Raw genomic sequence first — 23,425 nt, 5'->3', positions numbered from 1 at the left:
AGAAAGCAAAACAACTTTAAACCAATATATATGACATGAATTTTACACGAATTGGGTTCTAAACTTTAATGAACTTAAAAAAAATAATTGAGGAAAATTATTCTAATTAGTATGAAATGAGCCGTAAAACAAAAATTAACTAATCAAAACGTTTAATGGCAAGTTACATCTGACCTGTTAAAAACAATAAAAATAAACGGATGAAAAAAACGAAAGCTAGGAGGTTAAAACAATTTAACTTCTCTAAACTAAACTTAAAACTCAATCTTACAGCCTTTATATTATTACTCTCAGTATCAAGTATTCAAGCCAAAGACAGTAACAAAACAACTAGCCCTAAAATTATAAATCAAAATTATACGGTTAACGGTATAATCGCAGATAATAACGGACAACCATTACCTGGGGCCAATATTATAGAAAAAGGTACAACAAATGGAACACAATCAGATTTTGACGGAAACTTTACATTGACCGTTTCATCAGAAAATGCTACACTTTTAATTTCTTACTTAGGTTTTATAGATAAGGAAGTTGCTGTAAATGGTCAAAAAACATTCTCTATTACTTTAGAAGAAGACACTGCACAACTTGATGAAGTTGTCGTTATTGGATATGGAACCTCAAGCATTAAAGAAACAACTGGTTCAGTCGCTAACATTAAAGTAGCTGACATTCAACAAGCCGCCAATACCTCCGTAGACCAAATGCTTCAAGGAAGAGTTGCTGGTTTAAACCTGGGATTAAGTACCGCACAACCTGGAGCCCGTGTAAGTGCTAATATAAGAGCAGACATATCACCAAGAGGTAGCGGAGAACCTCTTTATGTAGTTGATGGTGTCCCTATTATAAATAATTCTCCAGAACCAGGTTTAGATGCTTCTGATCTTGGTTTTTTCGGAGGTGTAGATAGAAGTCCTTTATCAACTATTAATCCGGCTGATATAGAATCTGTTGATGTTATTAAAGATGCCAGTACAACAGCCATCTATGGGTCTGCAGCTGCTAATGGCGTTATATTTATAACAACAAAAAAAGGAAAAGTGGGAAAAACCACGGTAGATTATAGAGTATCTACAACCGTACAAACACCTAAGGATTATCTAGGGTTTTTGAATGCTGAAGATTTTATGAGGCAGCATAACAGGTTAGCCTATGACAAATACCTTTTTGATAATAAGTACGCGCCTTATGGAGCTCAAAATGTACCAGTTAATGGGGTCTCGCCTTTCTTTTCTCAAAACGATATTGATAATGCTGGATCTGGTGTTGACTATGTAAATGGGTTAATTAAATCAGGCTTTATTCAAGAACATAATCTTTCAATAAGTAGTGGAAATGAAAACACTAAAATATTTTCTTCTTTTAATTATTATGGTAGTGATGCCATTTTAAAAAATTCAGATTTTCAAAGATATACTGCTAGATTTAACATAATCCAAAAACTGGGAGAACGATTTAATCTTAACCTAAAAACAAACCTCAGTCAAATTAATAGTAACAATGCATCAACAGGCGCCAATTCTGGAGGTAGTGAAAAATTTAATATGCTACAAGCAGCTTATGCATTTGCACCTAACATTCCTGTAAGAGAAGCAGATGGAAGCTTTTCCAGAACATATAACACATTAATAACAAATCCTTTTGCCTTTTTGGAAATTGATGATGATTTAAGGACCAATAGGTTTTCAATAACTCCAAAACTAGATATTACACTATTTGATGAATTGTCGTTAACCATGGTAGGTAGTATGGATAGAACAACCTCTACACGAAAATTCTTTATGCCATCAATAGTAGAAAATGCACAACTCCCTGATGGTGTGGCACAATTAGCTACCAATAGAAATGATGCATATACTGGCGAAGCGTATTTTTCATATTCGAAATCTTTTAAAAACAGCACATTATCAGCGGTGTTAGGAGCGGGTGTTTATAAAACATTAAGCGATGGGTTTAGCCTTCAAGCTGTTGGCTTTTTTACAGATGCATTAGGTGCAGATAATGTAGGTATCGCAGACCAATTGCTACGTAACAAGCAAAATTCGTTTAAGTTTGAAACAACCAGACTCTCACAGTTTGCCAGAATTAACTATAGCATTAATGGGAAATATATTCTTAACGGTGTAATAAGACGAGATGGTGCCAGTAATTTTTCAGACAACAACAAATGGGGTATATTCCCAGGGATATCGGCAGCATGGAGAATTAGCGAAGAGCCCTTTTTAGAAAACACCAAAGTATCAAATTTAAAGCTTAGAATAGGATATGGAGAAGTAGGTAATGTCGTATTGGCAAATAATGCATTTCAACTTTACGGTATTAGTGGCGAGTTTACATTTGGTAATACCGTACAACCAGGAGTTGTACTATCACAAGTAGCAAATCCTGATTTTAAATGGGAAACCAACACTAGTATTGATATCGGTTTAGACTTTGGCTTTTTTAATGATAGAGTAAGTGGAAGTGTAGAACTTTATGAAAAAAAGGCAAAGGATTTAATAGATTTTGACCCTTTACCATCAAACAATGCGGTAGGTAGAGTAGTTACAAATGTTGGCTCTACAAGAGCAAGAGGAATTGATGTTGCCTTAAATACAACTAATGTTCTAACAGAGAACTTTGAATGGAGTACAAACTTCACCTTTACAACCAGTAGATCAGAATGGGTAGAACGTAACCCTAATGTCACTTTACCAGAGTATGTTGGTGAAAATGACCAATTAGGTGATTTTTATGGTTGGGAAACCGATGGTATTATAAGATCATTAGAAGAAGTACCAAACTACATGGCAGGAGCATTCCCTGGTAATGTTAGATTTATAGACCAAAATAATGATGGTGTTTTAGATGTAAAAGATGTGGTTAAGTTAGGTACATGGGGACCAAGAGTAAATTTTGGTATAGGCACCAATTTTAGATACAAAAACTTCACATTAAGAGCTTTTGCTTATGGTAATGCCGGAGCACCTAGAGGTTTTGGGTTGTACCCAAATTCTTTTAGGTTATCTAACTCAACGCCCTCAAACACCCTTACTAGTGTAAAAGATATATGGTCTTTTGACAACCCTAATGGGTTTTTACCTGGAATAGCCTCAAACCCTTACAGCGGAAATAATCCAGCGGGTAATACCGATTTCTTATTGAAAAAAACCAGTTTTTTAAGAATCAAGAATATCAATTTAGGGTATAACCTTCCTATAGCAGATGATTCAAAACTACCATTTAATAAGCTTCGATTTTTTGTGGATTTACAAAATGTAGCCCTATTTACTGATTATGATGGGTTTGATCCAGAGTTAGATACTACTAATCCCTACCCTCAAGCCTTATCATCAACAATAGGAGTTGATATTCAATTTTAAACTAAAAAAAAGACATTATGAAAAATAGATTTAAAAATGTATTAATTTTATCGTTCTTATTCGCTCTTTTTATGCTAACAGTGGGCTGTGAAGATGAGTTAGAATCAAAAGTCTTTAGTGATTTAACGCCTGAAAATTTCTTTCAGACGGAAAAAGATTTTAATGCAGCATTAGTAGCATTATATAGTTCTTTCTCTATAGACTGGGGTGCAGAAGATCCTGGAGTAGGCATTTGGTATGCCAACCTCTATAATGCAAACAACCGAACTTATGTAATGAGAAGTATGCTAACTACTGATGAGCTTTGGAATGATTGGGACGCTGATATTTTAAACTTCACTTGGGGTCCAGCTACATTTTCTGGAACTGGTGCTTCTGCCTATTCCAGAATCAGATATGTGGCTAGAGCAACAGATATTATTGACAAAATTGAAAAGTCGTCGGTAAACAATTTAATAAAAAATAGATATTTAGCAGAAGCAAAAACATTGCGTGCATGGCTAATGTATATACTATACGATTTCTTTGGACCAGTAAATGCAAAAATTGACCCTGAAACATTAAGTGATACAGACATTACTCCAAGGTGGTCAGATGATGCATACACTGGTGTTATAGAACAAGATTTACTAGATGCTATTAGCACAGAAGAATTACCGGAAAAATACAACGGTACAGGAGATTGGGGTAGAGCTTCAAAAGGATTAGCCAGAACATTACTATTAAAACTCTATATGCATAAAAAAGCCTGGGTTAATGCTGAAGCTATAGGGAAAGACATTGTTAATTCAGGGGCCTATACATTAAACTCTAGTTATGAGGATATATTTATTACTTCTGGTAATAATGAGCTTATCTATGCTATAGTAAGTAATGATGCAGTACCAAATTGGTTTATGCAACATTTATTTCCTGGAGGGTATGCTCAAGGATTAGCAGGAACTACATCAATAGAACGCGGAGGCGGATGGTATGGTTATTCTATGCCTTGGGAGTTTTATGATAAATTTGAGAATGGCGATCTAAGAACCAATACCATTATTTCAGAATATACAAATAGCGGTGGCGAGTTTGTAGACAGGGATAATGGATTAAGAGGAGCCATCCCACTTAAATATACAAGCATACAAGGTAATGGCCCGAGTTATTCTGTGGATTGGGTTATTTACAGATATGCAGATGTATTATTATCAGTAGCTGAAGCTATTAATGAACAAAGAGGCCCATCAGATGCCTACCAATATGTGAATCAGGTGCGTGACAGAGCTGGAGTTTCATCATGGAGCGGGCTAACACAAGACCAATTTAGAGATGCTATTTTAGATGAAAGAGGACGTGAATTGTTTTGCGAAGGTCATAGAAGGCAAGACTTAATTCGCCATGGCAAATTTATTGAGAAAGCTGTTGAACGTGGAGCAACCAGTGCCAGTTCAAAACATATTCTTTTTCCAATACCATCCGATGTCATTCTAGAAGGTAATGGCATTATTGAGCAAAATCCAGATTACTAAACAAAAAACAAACACATGAAACACATTATAACATATTTAGCTTTCAGTATACTTATCACTGTATGTATAGGCTGTGAAACCTATGAAGTGATAAATACTGAAAATCCGGATATAAATTTTGAAAATAATTTTGAACAGAAGTTCTACAACGGGTCTGACCTTTCATATGTAAACGAAATGTTAGATTGCGGTGCCAGCTATAACGACTTATCGGGAAATAATGCAAATCCATATGAAATATTTAAAAATGCAGGGAATAATCTGGTAAGAGTTCGCTTATGGAACGATCCTTCAGAATGGACAGCATATTCTAATATAGAAGATGTAGAGAAAACCATAAGCAGTTCTAAAGAACAAGGTATGGATGTTTTGTTAGACTTTCACTATTCTGATACTTGGGCAGATCCTGGAAATCAAATAATACCTTCAGCTTGGTTAGATGTTGTAGATGATACCGAAGCATTAGGAGAAAGATTATACAATTATACCTATGAAACCTTAAATAATTTAGCTGCAAAAGAGTTATTGCCAGAAATTGTTCAAATAGGTAACGAAATAAATAGCAATATTTTAAACAAAGAAGCAGGAGCGGTAGACATTGATTGGGAACGCAATGCCTTTCTTCTAAATAAGGGTATTCAAGCAGTAAGAGACATTTCTAAAAAGTATGAGGCAAGAGTTCAAATCATGCTACATATTGCGCAACCAGAAAACGCTTTATGGTGGTTTGAACAAGCTAATGAAAATGGTATAGTAAATTACGATTGGATTGGTGTGTCATATTACCCAAAATGGTCAGATTATCAAGTGTCAGATGTTTCAGATGCCATAGTAACTTTAGGCTCTAGTTACAATAAAAAGGTAATGATTGTAGAAACGGCATATCCGTTTACAACTGAAAATGCAGATGTTGCTAATAATATATTAGGTAAATCGGTATATCCAGCAACGCAACAAGGCCAGTTAGAGTTTCTTTTAGATTTAAAAAGAGAAATAAAGGAAGGCAATGGTTTTGGTTTCGTATACTGGGAACCAGCATGGGTATCAACAGGTTGTGGTACGCTTTGGGCAGATTCTGGATCGCATTGGGATAATGCTACATTATTTGATAATAATGGAAATCCAACTTTAGGGCTTAATGCCTTAAACGATAGTTATATGCCAGATATTACTTGCTCAAGTATTTGGGCGTTAGGCAATGGTGTGCCAGATGCTTTATGGAATTGGGATAATGCTATTGAAATTACATGTGATGGAACATCAAACAGCATCGAAGTTAATTTAGCCGAAGGTCACTTTAGGTTTTTTCAAACTGAAGGCGATTGGACCTCGGGAATTGGGTACCAATATTTTGTTAATAGAGGTTACACTATAGATGCTAAACTTAAAGGAGTTGGTGATGGCGACGACAATTTTGTTTTTGAAGGTACTGAGGGGCTTTATACTTTAGAAATAGATCATAATGCAAAAACTATAGTGTTAGAACCTGTGATTTCAGAGCCTTTTTATGCTTTAGGAGATACCTTACCGGGAGGATGGAGTTTTGACGACGCTACCTTGGTAGAATCTCCTATTTTCGGAATAAGAAAAGCTACTGTAAATCTGTCTCCTGGCACTTTCAGGTTTTTTACTATAAAAGACGACTGGGCAAGTGGTTTAAATTATGCTTATTTTGCTGATCAAGGTTATACTATCGATGCTAATCTAGAAAATGCAGGAGATGGAGATCAAAACTTCAGATTTACAGGAACCATAGGAGAATATGTATTAGAAATAAATGATCATGATAAAACCATTACGTTGCTGGGAACAGGACCTTTTCCCTCATTATGGACAGTAGGTGATGCTGTACCTGGCGGTTGGGGTTTTAATGATGACACCATTGAATTCACGCAAACCTTTGGAGGTATATGGACTGCTAATCTTGATTTAAACTCAGGTGTATTCCGTTTTTTTCAAACCTTTGGAACATGGGACACTAATAATAACTATGCCTTTTATGCCAATGAAGGCTTTGAGATAGATGCAAATTTTGAAAATGATGGTAGTGGTGATGAAAACTTTAGATTTATTGGTACTCCCGGTGCTTATACCTTAACCATTAATGCCAATAATAAAAAAATAACCTTAGAAGAGTATGATAAATTGCCATCCCTTTGGGCAGTAGGTGATGCCGTGCCCGGAGGCTGGGGCTTTAACGATGATACCGTAGAGTTTACTCAGAGTTCTGAAAATATCTGGTCTGCCGAAATAGCTTTAAGCAATGGAGGTATATTCCGTTTTTTCCAAACTTTTGACACTTGGGATACCAATAATAACTACGCCTTTTATGCAGGTGAAGGCTATACTATAGATACTAATTTTTCTGAGCAAGATGCTGCTGATAAGAATTTTTTATTTAATGGTACAACAGGCCTTTATACACTTACCATCAATGGCAATGATAAGACCATAACCTTAGAATAAATTAAATACTGAAGTGATTGATTGCATTTATTAGAAAGGGCTTTTAATAGCTCTTTCTAATAATACCAGCTAAAACAATTTTAGCGCTTATAAAAGCTTCCCTTGAGAGAATTTCAGAGTTTAAAACCAATCCATTACAAACCGTATGGTAAAAAAAATAAGGGCTTAGCATATAGTATATGTAAAATAAATAACCTCCATGTTTCTTAAAATGAAGAATAGCTGAACTAAATAATAATTAACACTAAAAATTTAAATCATGAAAAAAACATTACTAGCCTTAACATTGAGTATAATATCAATAAGCAGTTTGATGGCTCAATCAGTAGCAGTTACATCCCTAAATACCAATCCAGCAGAAGTAAACAGCGATTTTATAGTTAATATAGAATACTCAACAACAAATGTTAACGATATTATTTATATAGCGTTAGAATTAAAAAATTCTGATGGAAACTGGGCTGCGACTATAGTAGAAGCATTTGTTAATCCTGTCGGTACTAGTGGAACTGACGTAGCTACATCATCAGTTATTACTATCCCTTCGAGCACTACACCTAGTGCAGATTTAACCGGGGGGCAATACTATGAATTAAAAGTTGAACTTAATGCAGAAGGTTGGGCAGGATGGCTGGCAGGAGATTATCCAGCTATGACTTTAGTAGCAGAAGGCACTTTAAGCGTAAAAGAGAATCAAATAAATCAATTAAGAGTTTATCCTAATCCTGCTACAAAGCATATCACGATTCAAAAATCAAATGATAAAATAGAAACTATAACATTAATTAACCTCTTAGGGGAGTCTGTTTATTCTATTTACAAAGCGAACACCAATTCAATAGATGTATCAAATTTACCCTCAGGGATGTATATTTTATCTGTTAATTCAGGAATCAAAGTAAAGCAAACGAAGTTCGTTAAACTTTAATTAAAAAATAGGTATTTATTAAAATAATAGCTTAAAATTTAAATAAAAATGAATCGTTTTAACCATAAGCCATATTTTAAAACCCTTTTATTTCTTGGAGCAATGTTGTTTTTATGCTGTTCTAAAAAGGATTTTTATTTTAAGAGGTTAACAATAAGTTTCAATCAAGATTGGGAGTTTACTAAACAAAAAACTATCGTCGATACTAAATTTTATACAAGCCAAATAGATAGCATCAAATGGCAAAATGTATCACTACCTCATACAGCCAATATAGAACCTTTAATAATAACCGAACAGCAGTGGCAAGGGAACTGTTGGTACAGAAAGACGTTTAAAATACAGCCAGAAAACAAAGGAAAACACATAGCCTTGTATTTTGAAGGCGCTATGCAGATAGCAGACATTTGGCTAAATGGAAAAAAGATCTTCCACCATAAGGGCGGGTATTTACCTTTTTATGTTAATCTTTCAGACAAGATTTATTTTGATAAAGAAAATGTCATAGCCATTAGATTAAATAATGAAGATAATCCGCAGGTACCACCAGGAAAGCCTATGGCAGGACTAGATTTTAATTGGTATAGTGGCATCTATCGTAACGTTAAGCTGATAATAAAAGATAAGATTCACATAACAAACCCCATCCAAACTAACATAGTTGCTGGAGGTGGTATTTTTGTTCAAACTTTAAAATCTAACAAAGAAAAAGCGCTTCTTAAAGTACAAACAGATGTTATAAATGAATCAAAGTCAGAAACTTCAATAGGCGTAAACATTTCAATCTATGATGCTTCAAAAACACTAATAGCATCATCTTTAAGTCAACAAAAAAAAGTTACTTCTTTAAATACGGTCTCCTTCAATAAAGAAATAAATGTAGAAAAACCCAATTTATGGTCGCCAGAATCCCCCAATTTATATACTGTAAAAGTAGAATTAATAAAAAATAATTCTATTATAGATGAAGCGGAAACCGCTTTTGGAATTCGTTCTATAAAATTTGATAAAAACGGCTTTTACTTAAACGGAGAAAAATACAATTTAAGAGGCACCAACAGACATCAAGAATACCCATATATTGGTTATGCTTTATCGGATAATGCGCAATACAGAGATGCTTATAAAATAAAACAAGCTGGCTTTAATTTTGTACGATTATCACATTACCCTCAATCAGAATCATTTATGAATGCCTGTGATGAATTAGGGCTTTTACTAATGGATGCCATATCTGGTTGGCAATTTTTTGGTGATCAACCTTTTCAGGAAAATTGTTATGAAGACATCCGTCAATTGGTTCGCCGGGATCGAAACCATCCCTCAGTAATACTTTGGGAAGCTTCTTTAAATGAGTCTGGAATGACCAAAGTCTTTATGGATAAAGCCCATGCTATTGTTCATGAAGAACTTCCGGGGGAACAAGTATATACCTGTGGTTGGATGGATTATGCATACGACGTGTTCATCCCTGCAAGGCAACACGCTAAAGCACCACAATATTGGAAAGAATACTCAGAAGATAAGCCATTATTTATTGCGGAATATGGAGATTGGGAATATTATGCACAAAATGCCGGATTTAATCAGGCCGAATATAAGAACTTAAAGGAAGAAGAGCGTACCTCACGACAGTTAAGAGGAGATAGCCAAAAACGGTTAGGACAACAAGCACTTAATTATCAGGAATCTCATAACGATAATTTATATAATTTGGCAGCAGGAGATGCTAATTGGTTAATGTTTGATTATAATAGAGGCTATGCGCCAGACATTGAAAGTTCAGGCGTAATGGATATTTTTAGATTACCAAAATTTGCCTATTACTTTTATAGTAGTCAGCAAGCACTAAATATTGAAAACCCAGTATTATTTATTGCAAATTATTGGAATGACCCCAACTATAATAATGTAAAAATCTATAGTAATTGTGATGAAATTGAACTTTGGTTGAATAATAAACTGGTAGGCAAGCAACTGCCAGATACTGATAGAAATTCGACTAATTTAAAGCACCCTCCTTTCACCTTTAAAGATGTAAAATATGAAAGAGGCACACTAACAGCTAAAGGGTATGTAAACGGGCAGCTAATTACTGAATCCTCTAGAGTTACACCAGGAAAACCTTCTAAGATAGAAATTAGCTTTGATGAATCTAATAAACCACTGCAAGCCAATAACAATGACGTAGCTTTTGTATATGCGAAAATAGTTGACAAAAATGGAAATTATGTACCTTCAGCAAAAAACAAAATCACCTTCGAAGTTGAAGGAAATGCAAAGCTAATAGGGGATAACCCTGTTGTTTCTGAAGCAGGTATAGCAAGCATTTTATTAATGGTTGGAAGTACGTCAGAGGCTATAAAAATAACGGCCTTTTCTAAAGAATTGAAGATAGATAGTATAATAATAAAAATAAAAAAATGATTAAATCAGTAAGTTATCTAACTATAAAAAATAGTGCTCTTAGAATTATTTTTTTTCTAGCGTTAATTCAATCGTCATATGCTCAAAACTATGCTATAGGAGCTGACTTGTCTTTTGTGAAAGATGCTGAAGATGAAGGATTCGTTTTTAAAGAAAATGGAAAACCAAAGCAATGTATTGAAATATTCAAAGATCACGGGTATAATTGGATCCGTTTAAGATTATTTCATAGTCCGGAATTAGATGAGACATATAAACTACCCAATAATCTAGAGTATACTATTGCTTTGGCAAAAGAAGCAAAAAGTAAAGGCTTTAAATTTTTATTGGACTATCATTATTCTGATACCTGGGCAGATCCTGGGAAACAATTTTTGCCAAAAGCATGGGAAGGAAAATCACCTGCCGAATTAGAACAAATAATTTATGAATATACGCGTTCTACAATGGTTGAATTCAGGAAAGAAAATGTATATCCAGACATGGTACAGGTAGGAAATGAAATTAGTAATGGGATGCTATGGCCTACTGGGAAGTTGCCAGATAATTGGAATAATTTTGCAGCTTTATTGCAAGCTGGTATAAATGGTGTTAAGGCCAGTTGTGGCAACAACCCTTGCCCAAAAATTATGATTCATATTGATAAAGGTGGAGATAAAGCTTTTACAAAATACTTTTACGATAAGATTAAAGACTATAGTATTGAATATGATGTTATTGGACAGTCCTATTATCCATGGTGGCATGGTAGCTTATTAGACTTGCGAGAATGTTTACATTTTGCTTCAAACGAATATGATAAAGATGTCATTGTTGTAGAGGCAGCATATAACTACAGGCCTAAAGAATATATAAATAAAAATGCTCCTTTTTCTGAATCGCCTGAAGGTCAAAAAGCATTTTTGGAAGCAGTAAATGATATCATTTTAAATGTTCCAAATGGCAGAGGGAAAGGTGTGTTTTGGTGGGAACCTGCAGCACCAAATAGAGGTTTTGAATCGAGAACATTTTTTGACCCAGAGGGAAACATAATGCCTGTGATTAATGTTTTTGATAAATATACAAGAGATTAAATTAAACATAAATATTATAGTTGAAAATAAATCAATAGACTGTTCTCATTTCAAAGATATAGTTTGTGCATTCATGTTAATAAAGGCAAACAAATCTTGTTTTTAATCTGTTCTTGTTTAATTGTTTTGGATTCTAATTGTACCAAATTTGTATCATTTTTATTAAAAAAAGCTTATTACTACAGCTGAGTTACTTTATGTATCCGAGATTATTATTTGGATTTCTGTCCATATGATTGGTGTTGTTTTTGTATGTTTTTGTACCATATTTGATGCGGTAGTAAGTAGATACAGATTTTAAGAAAAGTGCAAAATCAATAGATACCAACATTTATTAAATAATATTTACGATGATAAACTTTTTACTGTTAAAAAGCCTGCTTATAGGGCTTAAGAGTGTCTTTACTAGATAGGGGGGTAAAGTGAGCAGTGTAAATGATGATAAAAGTGCTTATGTATACGTAATGTGAACAAACCATCCATATAACCATTTTAACTTTTTTCTTTTCAGTAGTGTTAATTATTGTAAGAGTTTCAATAATAAGTTTTAAAGTTAAAAACCTATTAATTATATAATCAGGAGGAGTTGTAAGATGCGAAAATATAATTAATCTAAAATTAGAGTAATCAGTCACATAAGAAATTAATAACACAAGTATTGGTCAGTTTAATCATATAAAGAGTAATAATAAAGACGAACCTAAGTTCGTCTTTATTCCAAATATAATCTATACCTGTACACAGTTGAATACCTACAAACAACTAAAATGTACAGATCCTAACCATTTTAAAAATAACTAACAGAATAAACAATACAATATCAAAAACAATAAGTGATAATAATTAAGCAATAACTGTGGTTATAAATAATAAAAGGAAGAGGAAAGCTAAACTATTTAACATTTATATGAAGACGCAAAATATTATTAATTCTCGACTATTAACAAGTGGATGCGGAGCGTCTTATGGCATAGATAAAGTTGCAGAAGATTTGGAATGTAAAATAAAGATGAGCCAATCTGGCTCATCTTTCCCCTTAACTATAATATCCATCCTTTTAGATTAATAAAAAATAACTTTCATGAAATTAATTCCTCAGTTCAAGAAGGATGAAAGTGCTAAAATAAATAAGTATATAAAGAAACAATATCAAAAACAATAAGTGATAATAATTAGGTAATAACTGTAGTTATGAATAATAAAAAGAAGAAGAAAGCTAAACCATTTAAGATTTCGACTGCTAATTAAACTCAAAGTATTAAACGATAATTAAGCTACGAATAGCACAAATTTGCACGAATAGAATCTCAATAAGGTCGAGATTTCTATGCCCGACATAAATACGAATTAGACTTTCAGTCTGTCTCAAGCCCATACAGTCAGGTTTAAAATCCGCTAACAGACAGGAAAATTCGTATATACCTTTTATATAGTATTATTTTTAAGTATGTCCATGCATTAATTTTTGTGGGTACACTAGCTACTGGCAAAGTAGGGGTAGTTGGTTTCAAAAAATTCTTTATTAAAGAATTTTTTGAAACCAACTACCCTCAGGGCAGATTCACAGGGGTATTTCGCTGGTTTCATACCCAATCAATTTGTCCACAAGGTTTTGATCTCAAGGTCAAAAATCGAAATTCTGTATTTTACCTCACCCAGAATTGTCAAAAAAGCAATTCTGACCTCTCCAAGGGAGAGGTTAATAGGAAACCCTACCTTTGCCAGCAGGCAGGCCCGACCCAAGGGTCGGAGAATTTTTAGATTAAACTAAACTTATTTTCTTGTCATACTGGTCAGTGCTCTGGTTATTATTGAATAATTAAACCTTTTGTTATGTATTGTTTTCCGTTATTAAATGAAAATTTAAAAAAATACAAACCTTCATCCACCTGAGGTTTACTTATACTATTCGTCCCTTTTTTTACAGGTAGGTCTCCGTAGTTTGCAACACGTTTACCTGTAACATCATATATAGTTACCGATAATTGCTGTACGTTACTTGGCATAGTAAAATAAATATCTGTATCGATTACAGAAACTGGGTTAGGGTATAATGAAAGCTCATTTATACCAAGCTCAAGCTCTTCCGGGTCATTAAACCCTACCTCTTGTATTACTTCTATATCTTGCAGGTTAGGTGCTTTTAAACTAATAGCTGGTTTGTCGGTAACATCTGGAGAAGTGATAGTTATCGTTCGAGTTACTTCTGTCGCAGGATTTCCTGCAGCATCACTAACATTATAACGTACTGTATAATTACCTACCACATTCACATTAACCTCACTATCATCTATTACAATGTTGGCACTGATGTCGCCATCGATATCGTCACTTGCCGTGGCACCTGACTCCGTATAAGTGGTGCCTTGTTCTATCGATATTGTAGCATTTCCATTAAGCACAATCTCTGGCGGGCAGTTTTCCCCACCGTCCGTAATAGTCCAGTTCTTGTTGTCGATGATATCCTGTCTTACTTGTTTTGCATCGCAAAAGGTACTGTTACCTCCACCAAATATTACATTTGCCTTTAAATCTTGAGCGCCCCAGCCCGTGAGCAAGGCATCGTAATTAGCCGTAGAAAGGGTAACAGAATTAAACATATTACTCATATCAGTGACATTGCTTACATCCCAATCCCCAATATCCTGATTAAAAGAAGTGGCATTATGGAACATATGTCCCATATTAGTCACATTACTGGTATCCCAATCCCCAATATCTTGATTAAAAGAAGTTGCTCCAATGAACATAGTCGACATATTAGTCACATTACTGGTATCCCAATTCCCAATATCTTGATTAAAAGAATTTGCTCCAAGGAACATAGCCAACATATTAGTTACCTTACTTACATCCCAATTTCCAATATCCTGATTAAAAGAAGCTGCTGAATGAAACATACTTCCCATACTAATTACCCTACTTGTATCCCAATCCCCAATATCCTGATTGAAAGAAGTGGCACTAAGGAACATACCCCACATATTATTTACCTTATTTACATCCCAATTCCCGATATCCTGATTAAAAGAAGTGGCTCCTAAGAACATACGTATCATACTAGTGACATTAGAAAGATCCGGGGCATCCGATGCCTGTCCCGCAAGGTTGGCGCACCCATAAAAAGCATTATCCATAGAGGCCCATACTCCCGTCCCCCATTGGTCCACCGAGATAATCTTGTCCTTGTCCCCCGAGTTGTTGAAATAGATCCTTGGGAATTGCCCTTTAATTCGAATGGTATGATTTCCCGGGACTGGGTAATTGTGGGTTGCATTAGTAGTGAGCCCAAAAACATCAAAGGTACCATCGTTGTCCCAGTCTACGTCATAGTCATAGGCTGTTCCGGGCGCAACAGGAACGGTAATGGACTCGTTCGAGCCCGTTGTTGTCCATGTGCTTACAAAATGAGATTCGGGCGGGCAATTTTCCCCACCGTCCGTAATAGTCCAGTTCTTGTTGTCGATGATATCCTGTCTTACTTGTTTTGCATCGCAAAAGGTACTGTTACCTCCACCAAATATTACATTTGCCTTTAAATCTTGAGCGCCCCAGCCCGTGAGCAAGGCATCGTAATTAGCCGTAGAAAGGGTAACAGAATTAAACATATTACTCATATCAGTGACATTGCTTACATCCCAATCCCCAATATCCTGATTAAAAGAAGTGGCATTATGGAACATATGTCCCATATTAGTCACATTACTGGTATCCCAATCCCCAATATCTTGATTAAAAGAAGTTGCTCCAATGAACATAGTCGACATATTAGTCACATTACTGGTATCCCAATTCCCAATATCTTGATTAAAAGAATTTGCTCCAAGGAACATAGCCAACATATTAGTTACCTTACTTACATCCCAATTTCCAATATCCTGATTAAAAGAAGCTGCTGAATGAAACATACTTCCCATACTAATTACCCTACTTGTATCCCAATCCCCAATATCCTGATTGAAAGAAGTGGCACTAAGGAACATACCCCACATATTATTTACCTTATTTACATCCCAATTCCCGATATCCTGATTAAAAGAAGTGGCTCCTAAGAACATACGTATCATACTAGTGACATTAGAAAGATCCGGGGCATCCGATGCCTGTCCCGCAAGGTTGGCGCACCCATAAAAAGCATTATCCATAGAGGCCCATACTCCCGTCCCCCATTGGTCCACCGAGATAATCTTGTCCTTGTCCCCCGAGTTGTTGAAATAGATCCTTGGGAATTGCCCTTTAATTCGAATGGTATGATTTCCCGGGACTGGGTAATTGTGGGTTGCATTAGTAGTGAGCCCAAAAACATCAAAGGTACCATCGTTGTCCCAGTCTACGTCATAGTCATAGGCTGTTCCGGGCGCAACAGGAACGGTAATGGACTCGTTCGAGCCCGTTGTTGTCCATGTGCTTACAAAATGAGATTCGGGCGGGCAATTTTCCCCGCCGTCCGTAATAGTCCAGTTCTTGTTGTCGGTGATATCCTGTCTTACTTGTTTTGCACTGCAAAAGGTACTGTTACCTCCATCAAATATTACATTTGTCTTTAGATCCAGAGTGCCCCAGCCCGTGAGTAAGGCATCGTAATTAGCCATAGAAAGGGTAACAGAATTAAACATACCGTCCATATCAGTTACCTTGCTTACGTCCCAATTTCCAAGATCTTGATTAAAAGAAGTTGCTGCAATGAACATAGCCGCCATATCAGTTACCTTACTTACATTCCAATTCCCAATATCTTGATTAAAAGAAGTTGCTACCGCGAACATATGTGCCATACCAGTGACATTACTTGTATTCCAATTCCCAATATCCTGATTAAAAGAAAAGGCAGAAGAGAACATATATGCCATACCAGTGACATTACTGGTATCCCAATTCCCAATATCTTGATTAAAAGAAGTTGCTCCTTTGAACATAACTGACATATTATTTACCTTACTTACATCCCAATCCCCAATATCCTGATTAAAAGAAGTTGCTCCATTGAACATATAAGACATAGTAGTTACCTTACTTACATCCCAATCCCCAATATCCTGATTAAAAGAAGTTGCATTATAGAACATAACAGACATAGTAGTCACATTGCTCACATCCCAATTCCCGATATCCTGATTAAAAGAAGTGGCTCCTCTGAACATATATGCCATATCAGTGACATTAGACAGGTCCGGGGCATCCGATGCCTGTCCCGCAAGGTTGGCACAGCCATAAAAGGCACTTTCCATAGAGGTCCATGCTCCGGTCCCCCATTGGTCCACCGAGATAATCTTGTCCTTGTCCCCCGAGTTGTTGAAATAGACCCTTGGGAACTGGCCCCGAATGCGAATGGTATGGTTTCCAGCGACCGGGTAACTGTGCGTTGCTCCGGCTGTGAGCCCTAAAGCATCAAAGGTACCATCGTTGTCCCAGTCTACGTCATAATCATACGCTGCTCCCGGCGCAACAGGAATCGTAATGGACTCGTTGGAAACCGTTGTTGTCCACGTGCTTACAAAAGGGGCTTCGGGCGGGCAGTTTTCCCCACCGTCCGTAATGGTCCAGTTCTTGGTATTGATGATATCCAGCCTTATTTGTTTTGCTCTACAAAATCTACTCTTATTGGCACCGAATACCACATTTGGCTTTAGGTCCAGAGCCCCCCAGCCAGTGAGCAAGGCGTCGTAATTCGCCGTGGACAAGCCACCGTTCATAAAGCTGGGCAGATAAAACATATCGCTCATGTCCGTGACATTGCTTACGTTCCAATTCCCGATATCCTGATCAAAAGAAGGGGCAGAAGAGAACATACTGCTCATATATGTGACATTGCTCACATCCCAATTCCCGATATCCTGATCAAAGGAAGTGGCAGAAATGAACATACCCGACATATCCGTGACATTGCTCACATCCCAATTCCCGATATCATGATTAAAGGAAGTGGCTGCTCTGAACATATATACCATACTAGTGACATTAGAAAGGTCCGGGACATCCGATGCCTGTCCCGCAAGGTTGGAGCAACCATAAAAAGCACCTTCCATAGAGGCCCATGCCCCGGTCCCCCACTGGTCCACCGAGATAATCTTGTCCTTGTCCCCCGAGTTGTTGAAATAGACCCTTGGGAACTGGCCCCGAATGCGAATGGTATGGTTTCCAGCGACCGGGTAACTGTGCGTTGCTCCGGCTGTGAGCCCTAAAGCATCAAAGGTACCATCGTTGTCCCAGTCTACGTCATAATCATACGCTGCTCCCGGCGCAACAGGAATCGTAATGGACTCGTTGGAAACCGTTGTTGTCCACGTGCTTACAAAAGGGGCTTCGGGCGGGCAGTTTTCCCCACCGTCCGTAATGGTCCAGTTCTTGGTATTGATGATATCCAGCCTTATTTGTTTTGCTCTACAAAATCTACTCTTATTGGCACCGAATACCACATTTGGCTTTAGGTCCAGAGCCCCCCAGCCAGTGAGCAAGGCGTCGTAATTCGCCGTGGACAAGCCACCGTTCATAAAGCTGGGCAGATAAAACATATCGCTCATGTCCGTGACATTGCTTACGTTCCAATTCCCGATATCCTGATCAAAAGAAGGGGCAGAAGAGAACATACTGCTCATATATGTGACATTGCTCACATCCCAATTCCCGATATCCTGATCAAAGGAAGTGGCAGAAATGAACATACCCGACATATCCGTGACATTGCTCACATCCCAATTCCCGATATCATGATTAAAGGAAGTGGCTGCTCTGAACATATATACCATACTAGTGACATTAGAAAGGTCCGGGACATCCGATGCCTGTCCCGCAAGGTTGGAGCAACCATAAAAAGCACCTTCCATAGAGGACCATACTCCCGTCCCCCACTGGTCAACCGAGATAATCTTGTCCTTGTCCCCCGAGTTGTTGAAATAGACCCTTGGGAACTGGCCCCGAATGCGAATGGTATGGTTTCCAGCGACCGGGTAACTGTGCGTTGCTCCGGCTGTGAGCCCTAAAGCATCAAAGGTACCATCGTTGTCCCAGTCTACGTCATAATCATACGCTGCTCCCGGCGCAACAGGAATCGTAATGGACTCGTTGGAAACCGTTGTTGTCCACGTGCTTACAAAAGGGGCTTCGGGCGGGCAGTTTTCCCCACCGTCCGTAATGGTCCAGTTCTTGGTATTGATGATATCCAGCCTTATTTGTTTTGCTCTACAAAATCTACTCTTATTGGCACCGAATACCACATTTGGCTTTAGGTCCAGAGCCCCCCAGCCAGTGAGCAAGGCGTCGTAATTCGCCGTGGACAAGCCACCGTTCATAAAGCTGGGCAGATAAAACATATCGCTCATGTCCGTGACATTGCTTACGTTCCAATTCCCGATATCCTGATCAAAAGAAGGGGCAGAAGAGAACATACTGCTCATATATGTGACATTGCTCACATCCCAATTCCCGATATCCTGATCAAAGGAAGTGGCAGAAATGAACATACCCGACATATCCGTGACATTGCTCACATCCCAATTCCCGATATCATGATTAAAGGAAGTGGCTGCTCTGAACATATATACCATACTAGTGACATTAGAAAGGTCCGGGACATCCGATGCCTGTCCCGCAAGGTTGGAGCAACCATAAAAAGCACCTTCCATAGAGGCCCATGCCCCGGTCCCCCACTGGTCCACCGAGATAATCTTGTCCTTGTCCCCCGAGTTGTTGAAATAGACCCTTGGGAACTGGCCCCGAATGCGAATGGTATGGTTTCCAGCGACCGGGTAACTGTGCGTTGCTCCGGCTGTGAGCCCTAAAGCATCAAAGGTACCATCGTTGTCCCAGTCTACGTCATAATCATACGCTGCTCCCGGCGCAACAGGAATCGTAATGGACTCGTTGGAAACCGTTGTTGTCCACGTGCTTACAAAAGGACTATTAGAAAATTCAATACCAACAGCACTACTATATGGGCTGTCTTTTCCCGAATTGCTTATCAGAGAGGCTGCTCCTCCAATAAAAGCTCCATCGGTAAATGAAAAGGTAAGGCTCGATATATTATTGATACTTTGGTGATCTGTAGCTGTACCGTTAAAGGTTAAAACGCCTTCCGTTCTTTCTGCATTAAGTGTGAGTACTGGGTTAAGTCCTGATGGTAAATTACCTATGGTAAAATCTGTCCCATAGGTTAAGCTGGCAGTATTCTTAAAAGTATCGCCACGCAATGCAATAACTAAGGGATCGCTATTATCTATGCTGCCATCATTAGCGGTAGATTCCTTATAATTTTCTTCTCCTATTTTGTATTCATAAATCTTATCGTGTTGCTGCCCTACAAAGAAAAGCTTTGATCCATCTTGAGAAAAAACGATGCCTCTTGGGGCATTATCCCTTGTTATAACACTAACCTCTATTCTATTTGTTCCTGTAGACACATCATAAGGGGTGGGAAGATCATATTGATAAATTTTATCGGTGAGTGTGCCCAATACATATAACTTGGTTCCATTATAGTTAAAAGCCATATCGGTTGGATACCCTTCTCCCGATATTGGAAATTCATCCTGAAAAGACATTGTAGAAAGATCATAGGGAATAGAAAGTGTATACTCTGTAATATCTGCTCCAGTATTACCAACGACATACAGCTTGGTTCCATCATTATTAAAACTAAGATCTGTAGGGGCTGTTTCCTTATCTTTTACCGAATAACTATTTCTATAAGTAATTGTACCAGACAGATCGAAGGGTATAGATAGATCGTAATGGTTAATATCATCGCCATAATAACCAATGACATACATCTTGCTTCCATCATCATTAAATGCTAAACCCGAAGGGCTAACCTCCTTGTTATTTGTCGAAAAATCTGTTGTAAAACTTGCGGTAGAGATGTCATAGGCTGTAGTAAGGTTATATTGATAAATACTGTTTTTCTGAGTCCCCAGCACAAACATCTTAGTGCCATCTAAATTAAAAGTAATATCCCACGGGGTATTATCTTGTCCTCCCACTTCGAAATCTCTTAAATATCCTTCTATGCTAAGGTTATAAGACTTAGGTGGGTAATAGGATAAACTACGATTATTGTCCTTAAAGTTAACCCCAATACCACTGTTATAGGGTGTGATTGACCCTGAATTTTCTACATTAGAGGCATTACCACTAGTAAAAGCTGCATTGGTAAAGGTAAAGGTGAGACTCGATATATCATTAATACTTTGGTGATCTATAGCTTTACCTCCAAAGCTTAATACTGCTTCTGTTTTTCCTGCATTGAGTGTTAGTATGGGGATTAGTCCTGATGGGAGATTTCCAATCGTTACTTCTGTACCAACCTCTAATAAATTATTGTTATTACTGTCTGCAAAGGTATCTCCACTTATCCTAATGCTTAAAGGGCTTGTATTATCCAAACCACCATCGTTGACTAAAGATTCTCGATAGAATCTATCTCCTAAGGTATATTCGTATACCTGATTATGTTGATTCCCTAAAAAGAAAAATTTTGAACCATCTTGAGATAAAGCTACCCCTCTTGGGGCATTATCTTTACCTTTAATATCTATATTTCTTATTTTAACTCCCGTAGAGACATCGTAAGGTGTAGAAAGATCATATTGGTTAATTTTATCTGTATACGTCGCAGACACATATAGTTTAGTACCGTCATCATTAAACGCCATACCAGTAGGAAAACTATCTGTAATGCTCAAATTCTTAACAGTTGTCGCTCCAGTTAAAACATCGGGTGCGGAAAGATCATATTGAAATATTTTGTTATTCTGGTTTCCAACAAGATATAGTTTTGTATCATCGGGACTAATAGCAATCCCATGACCGCTATTATCAACTCCCGAAGTCCCTAAAGTCACTGTTGTGGTGCTTATAGTCGATAAATCATATGCTGTTCCAAGTGTGTATTGCACAATTTTATCGGTAACATCAGTTTGAGCCCCTCCGTTATCTATAACATAGAGCTTAGTACCTGAAGCATTAAAAACCATACCTGTAGGAAAAACAACCCCAGAGAGTGGATAAACACCTATATGGCTAACACCTCCAGATAAGCTATAGGGGGTGCTAAGTGTATACTCATCAATAGCATCGCCAACAGTACCAATAACATATAGTTTGGTCCCGTCGGAATTAAAGCGCATCCCCTGAACATCGGTCTCTTGTGCTGTTATTGAAAATACTGTAGTATACTTCGCAGTAGATACATCATAAGCTTTTGGAGGGGAGTAATGTAATTTTTTTTGTGCTTGGACATGCCAATTATTGAAAATGTATAAAGAAAAGAGTACTGTTGTTTTTAAAAGTAAAAATTTATTCATTTGTAATTGTATTATAATTTTATATTAACACTTTGTCTACTTAGAGGTATCGATAGTTCCGTCATTCTCATAATCTATTTGATAATAGCAAAAGTTCAATTCCGATTAAAAGAAGAATCTCCTGAGCACATACTTGCGCCATATTAGTTACATTGATAAAGTTGGTAAGAGACGGACGACTTATATTCATGTATAAAATCACTAGTATGTTCGATTGTGTATATTATGCTACCATTATTAGAAACAATATCTATGGGTAGATTATCATTCAAATTCAATGTATGTTCCTCCCAGTTATCCATGATGTTCTATACCATAAGCATTGGAGAAATAATAGTGTACTTTCTGCTGCGAGTTCATTAACTAAAAACACTATTGAAAGCTTTATAATGGAGGTTATGTTTTTCATTTTTAAAATATTTTATAGTTGTTTAATGTTTATTAGTTGCAATGCTAGTTATAATTAGCCCGTTAAAGGTCTTTCTTCAACCTATCCTTCTATTAATTTATGATAAGTAAAAACCTTTACTTAAAATAGCGACATTAATCTAAAGAATTCCTCAAGGCTCTGCGTCGGTTTTTCCTTATTCACCTCTCCTTAGGAGAGGTCGTAATCGCTAAAAGCGATTACGGGTGAGGTATAATACAGAGTTTCGATTTTTGACCTTGAGGTCAAAACCTTGTGGGCAACTTGATTGGGTATGAAACCAGTGAAATACCCCTGAGGATAGTTGGTTTCAAGAAATTATTTATTCACTTTGTTTTGCGACCAATAGTGATGGGCCGCTTGACAATGATGACTAATACTAGCCCGTCATCCACATTATTCTTTCAAAATAATAAGAGATAACCTTATTTCTTTACAGAAAATAAGTACGTTAAAAGTAAGTGATATCATAAAATAATTCACTGCATAAACCATAAGTGGTAGTAATTATAATGTAAATGGCATAAATAAAATAATAACTGTGATATTATGATTATAAGAAAATAAGAATGAGTTGATGGGTGAATTTGATAAGCGTATATTGTTCCGTGCAGAAATGATTGTAGTAACCGCTGTTGTTAAATGATCCCCGATGTATGCTTACTCTAATCGACTTTTTTTAAATAAACGATTATGTTTTTCAAAAGGGATTAAAAATAGCGCTTGCAGTCATTTTTGTAGGGTTACTTATGTGTGCGGTTTCTATAGTAGATACCTATTTAATCTAAAAATTCTCAGATGCTTGCGTCGGGCCTGCCTGCCATGCCTTTGGCTTGGTAAACCGGCAAAGGCAGGGTTTCCTATTAACCTCTCCTTTGGAGAGGTTAGAATTGCCAAAAAAGGCAATTCTGGGTGAGGTAAAATACAGAG

Annotated in this window: 7 protein-coding genes; 6 read left to right on the top strand and 1 reads right to left on the bottom strand. The window is 36.9% G+C overall.

The window, feature by feature from the left end:
• The first annotated feature begins 200 nt into the window (after positions 1 to 200).
• From Q4Q47_RS18000 to Q4Q47_RS17975, 6 genes are all read left to right on the top strand, one after another.
• Positions 201 to 3,365 (top strand): SusC/RagA family TonB-linked outer membrane protein, encoded by a 3,165-nt coding sequence (locus tag Q4Q47_RS18000; protein ID WP_303308029.1) that lies wholly within the window; start codon positions 201 to 203, stop codon positions 3,363 to 3,365.
• 17 nt (positions 3,366 to 3,382) lie between these two features.
• A complete protein-coding gene (locus tag Q4Q47_RS17995; RefSeq protein ID WP_303308028.1) occupies positions 3,383 to 4,876 on the top strand; it encodes a RagB/SusD family nutrient uptake outer membrane protein in 1,494 nt (497 codons plus the stop codon).
• 15 nt (positions 4,877 to 4,891) lie between these two features.
• Positions 4,892 to 7,342, top strand: coding sequence for a glycoside hydrolase family 53 protein (locus Q4Q47_RS17990; RefSeq protein ID WP_303308027.1), 2,451 nt, complete (start codon positions 4,892 to 4,894; stop codon positions 7,340 to 7,342).
• A gap of 259 nt (positions 7,343 to 7,601) precedes the next feature.
• Positions 7,602 to 8,270 (top strand): T9SS type A sorting domain-containing protein, encoded by a 669-nt coding sequence (locus Q4Q47_RS17985; protein WP_303308026.1) that lies wholly within the window; start codon positions 7,602 to 7,604, stop codon positions 8,268 to 8,270.
• A gap of 48 nt (positions 8,271 to 8,318) precedes the next feature.
• Positions 8,319 to 10,697 (top strand): glycoside hydrolase family 2 protein, encoded by a 2,379-nt coding sequence (locus tag Q4Q47_RS17980; protein WP_303308025.1) that lies wholly within the window; start codon positions 8,319 to 8,321, stop codon positions 10,695 to 10,697.
• Positions 10,694 to 11,770: a glycoside hydrolase family 53 protein gene (locus Q4Q47_RS17975; RefSeq protein WP_303308024.1), complete on the top strand. Its 1,077-nt coding sequence runs from the start codon at positions 10,694 to 10,696 to the stop codon at positions 11,768 to 11,770. Before Q4Q47_RS17980 ends, Q4Q47_RS17975 begins: the two co-directional genes overlap by 4 nt.
• Before the next feature lie 1,808 nt (positions 11,771 to 13,578).
• Here Q4Q47_RS17975 and Q4Q47_RS17970 read toward each other — a convergent pair.
• Positions 13,579 to 22,068, bottom strand: coding sequence for a BspA family leucine-rich repeat surface protein (locus Q4Q47_RS17970; RefSeq protein ID WP_303308023.1), 8,490 nt, complete (start codon positions 22,066 to 22,068; stop codon positions 13,579 to 13,581).
• Between the last annotated feature and the right edge of the window lie 1,357 nt (positions 22,069 to 23,425).

The organism is Flavivirga spongiicola (assembly GCF_030540825.1).
Lineage (GTDB): Bacteria > Bacteroidota > Bacteroidia > Flavobacteriales > Flavobacteriaceae > Flavivirga > Flavivirga spongiicola.
This window is presented reverse-complemented; position numbering and strand designations above follow the sequence as displayed.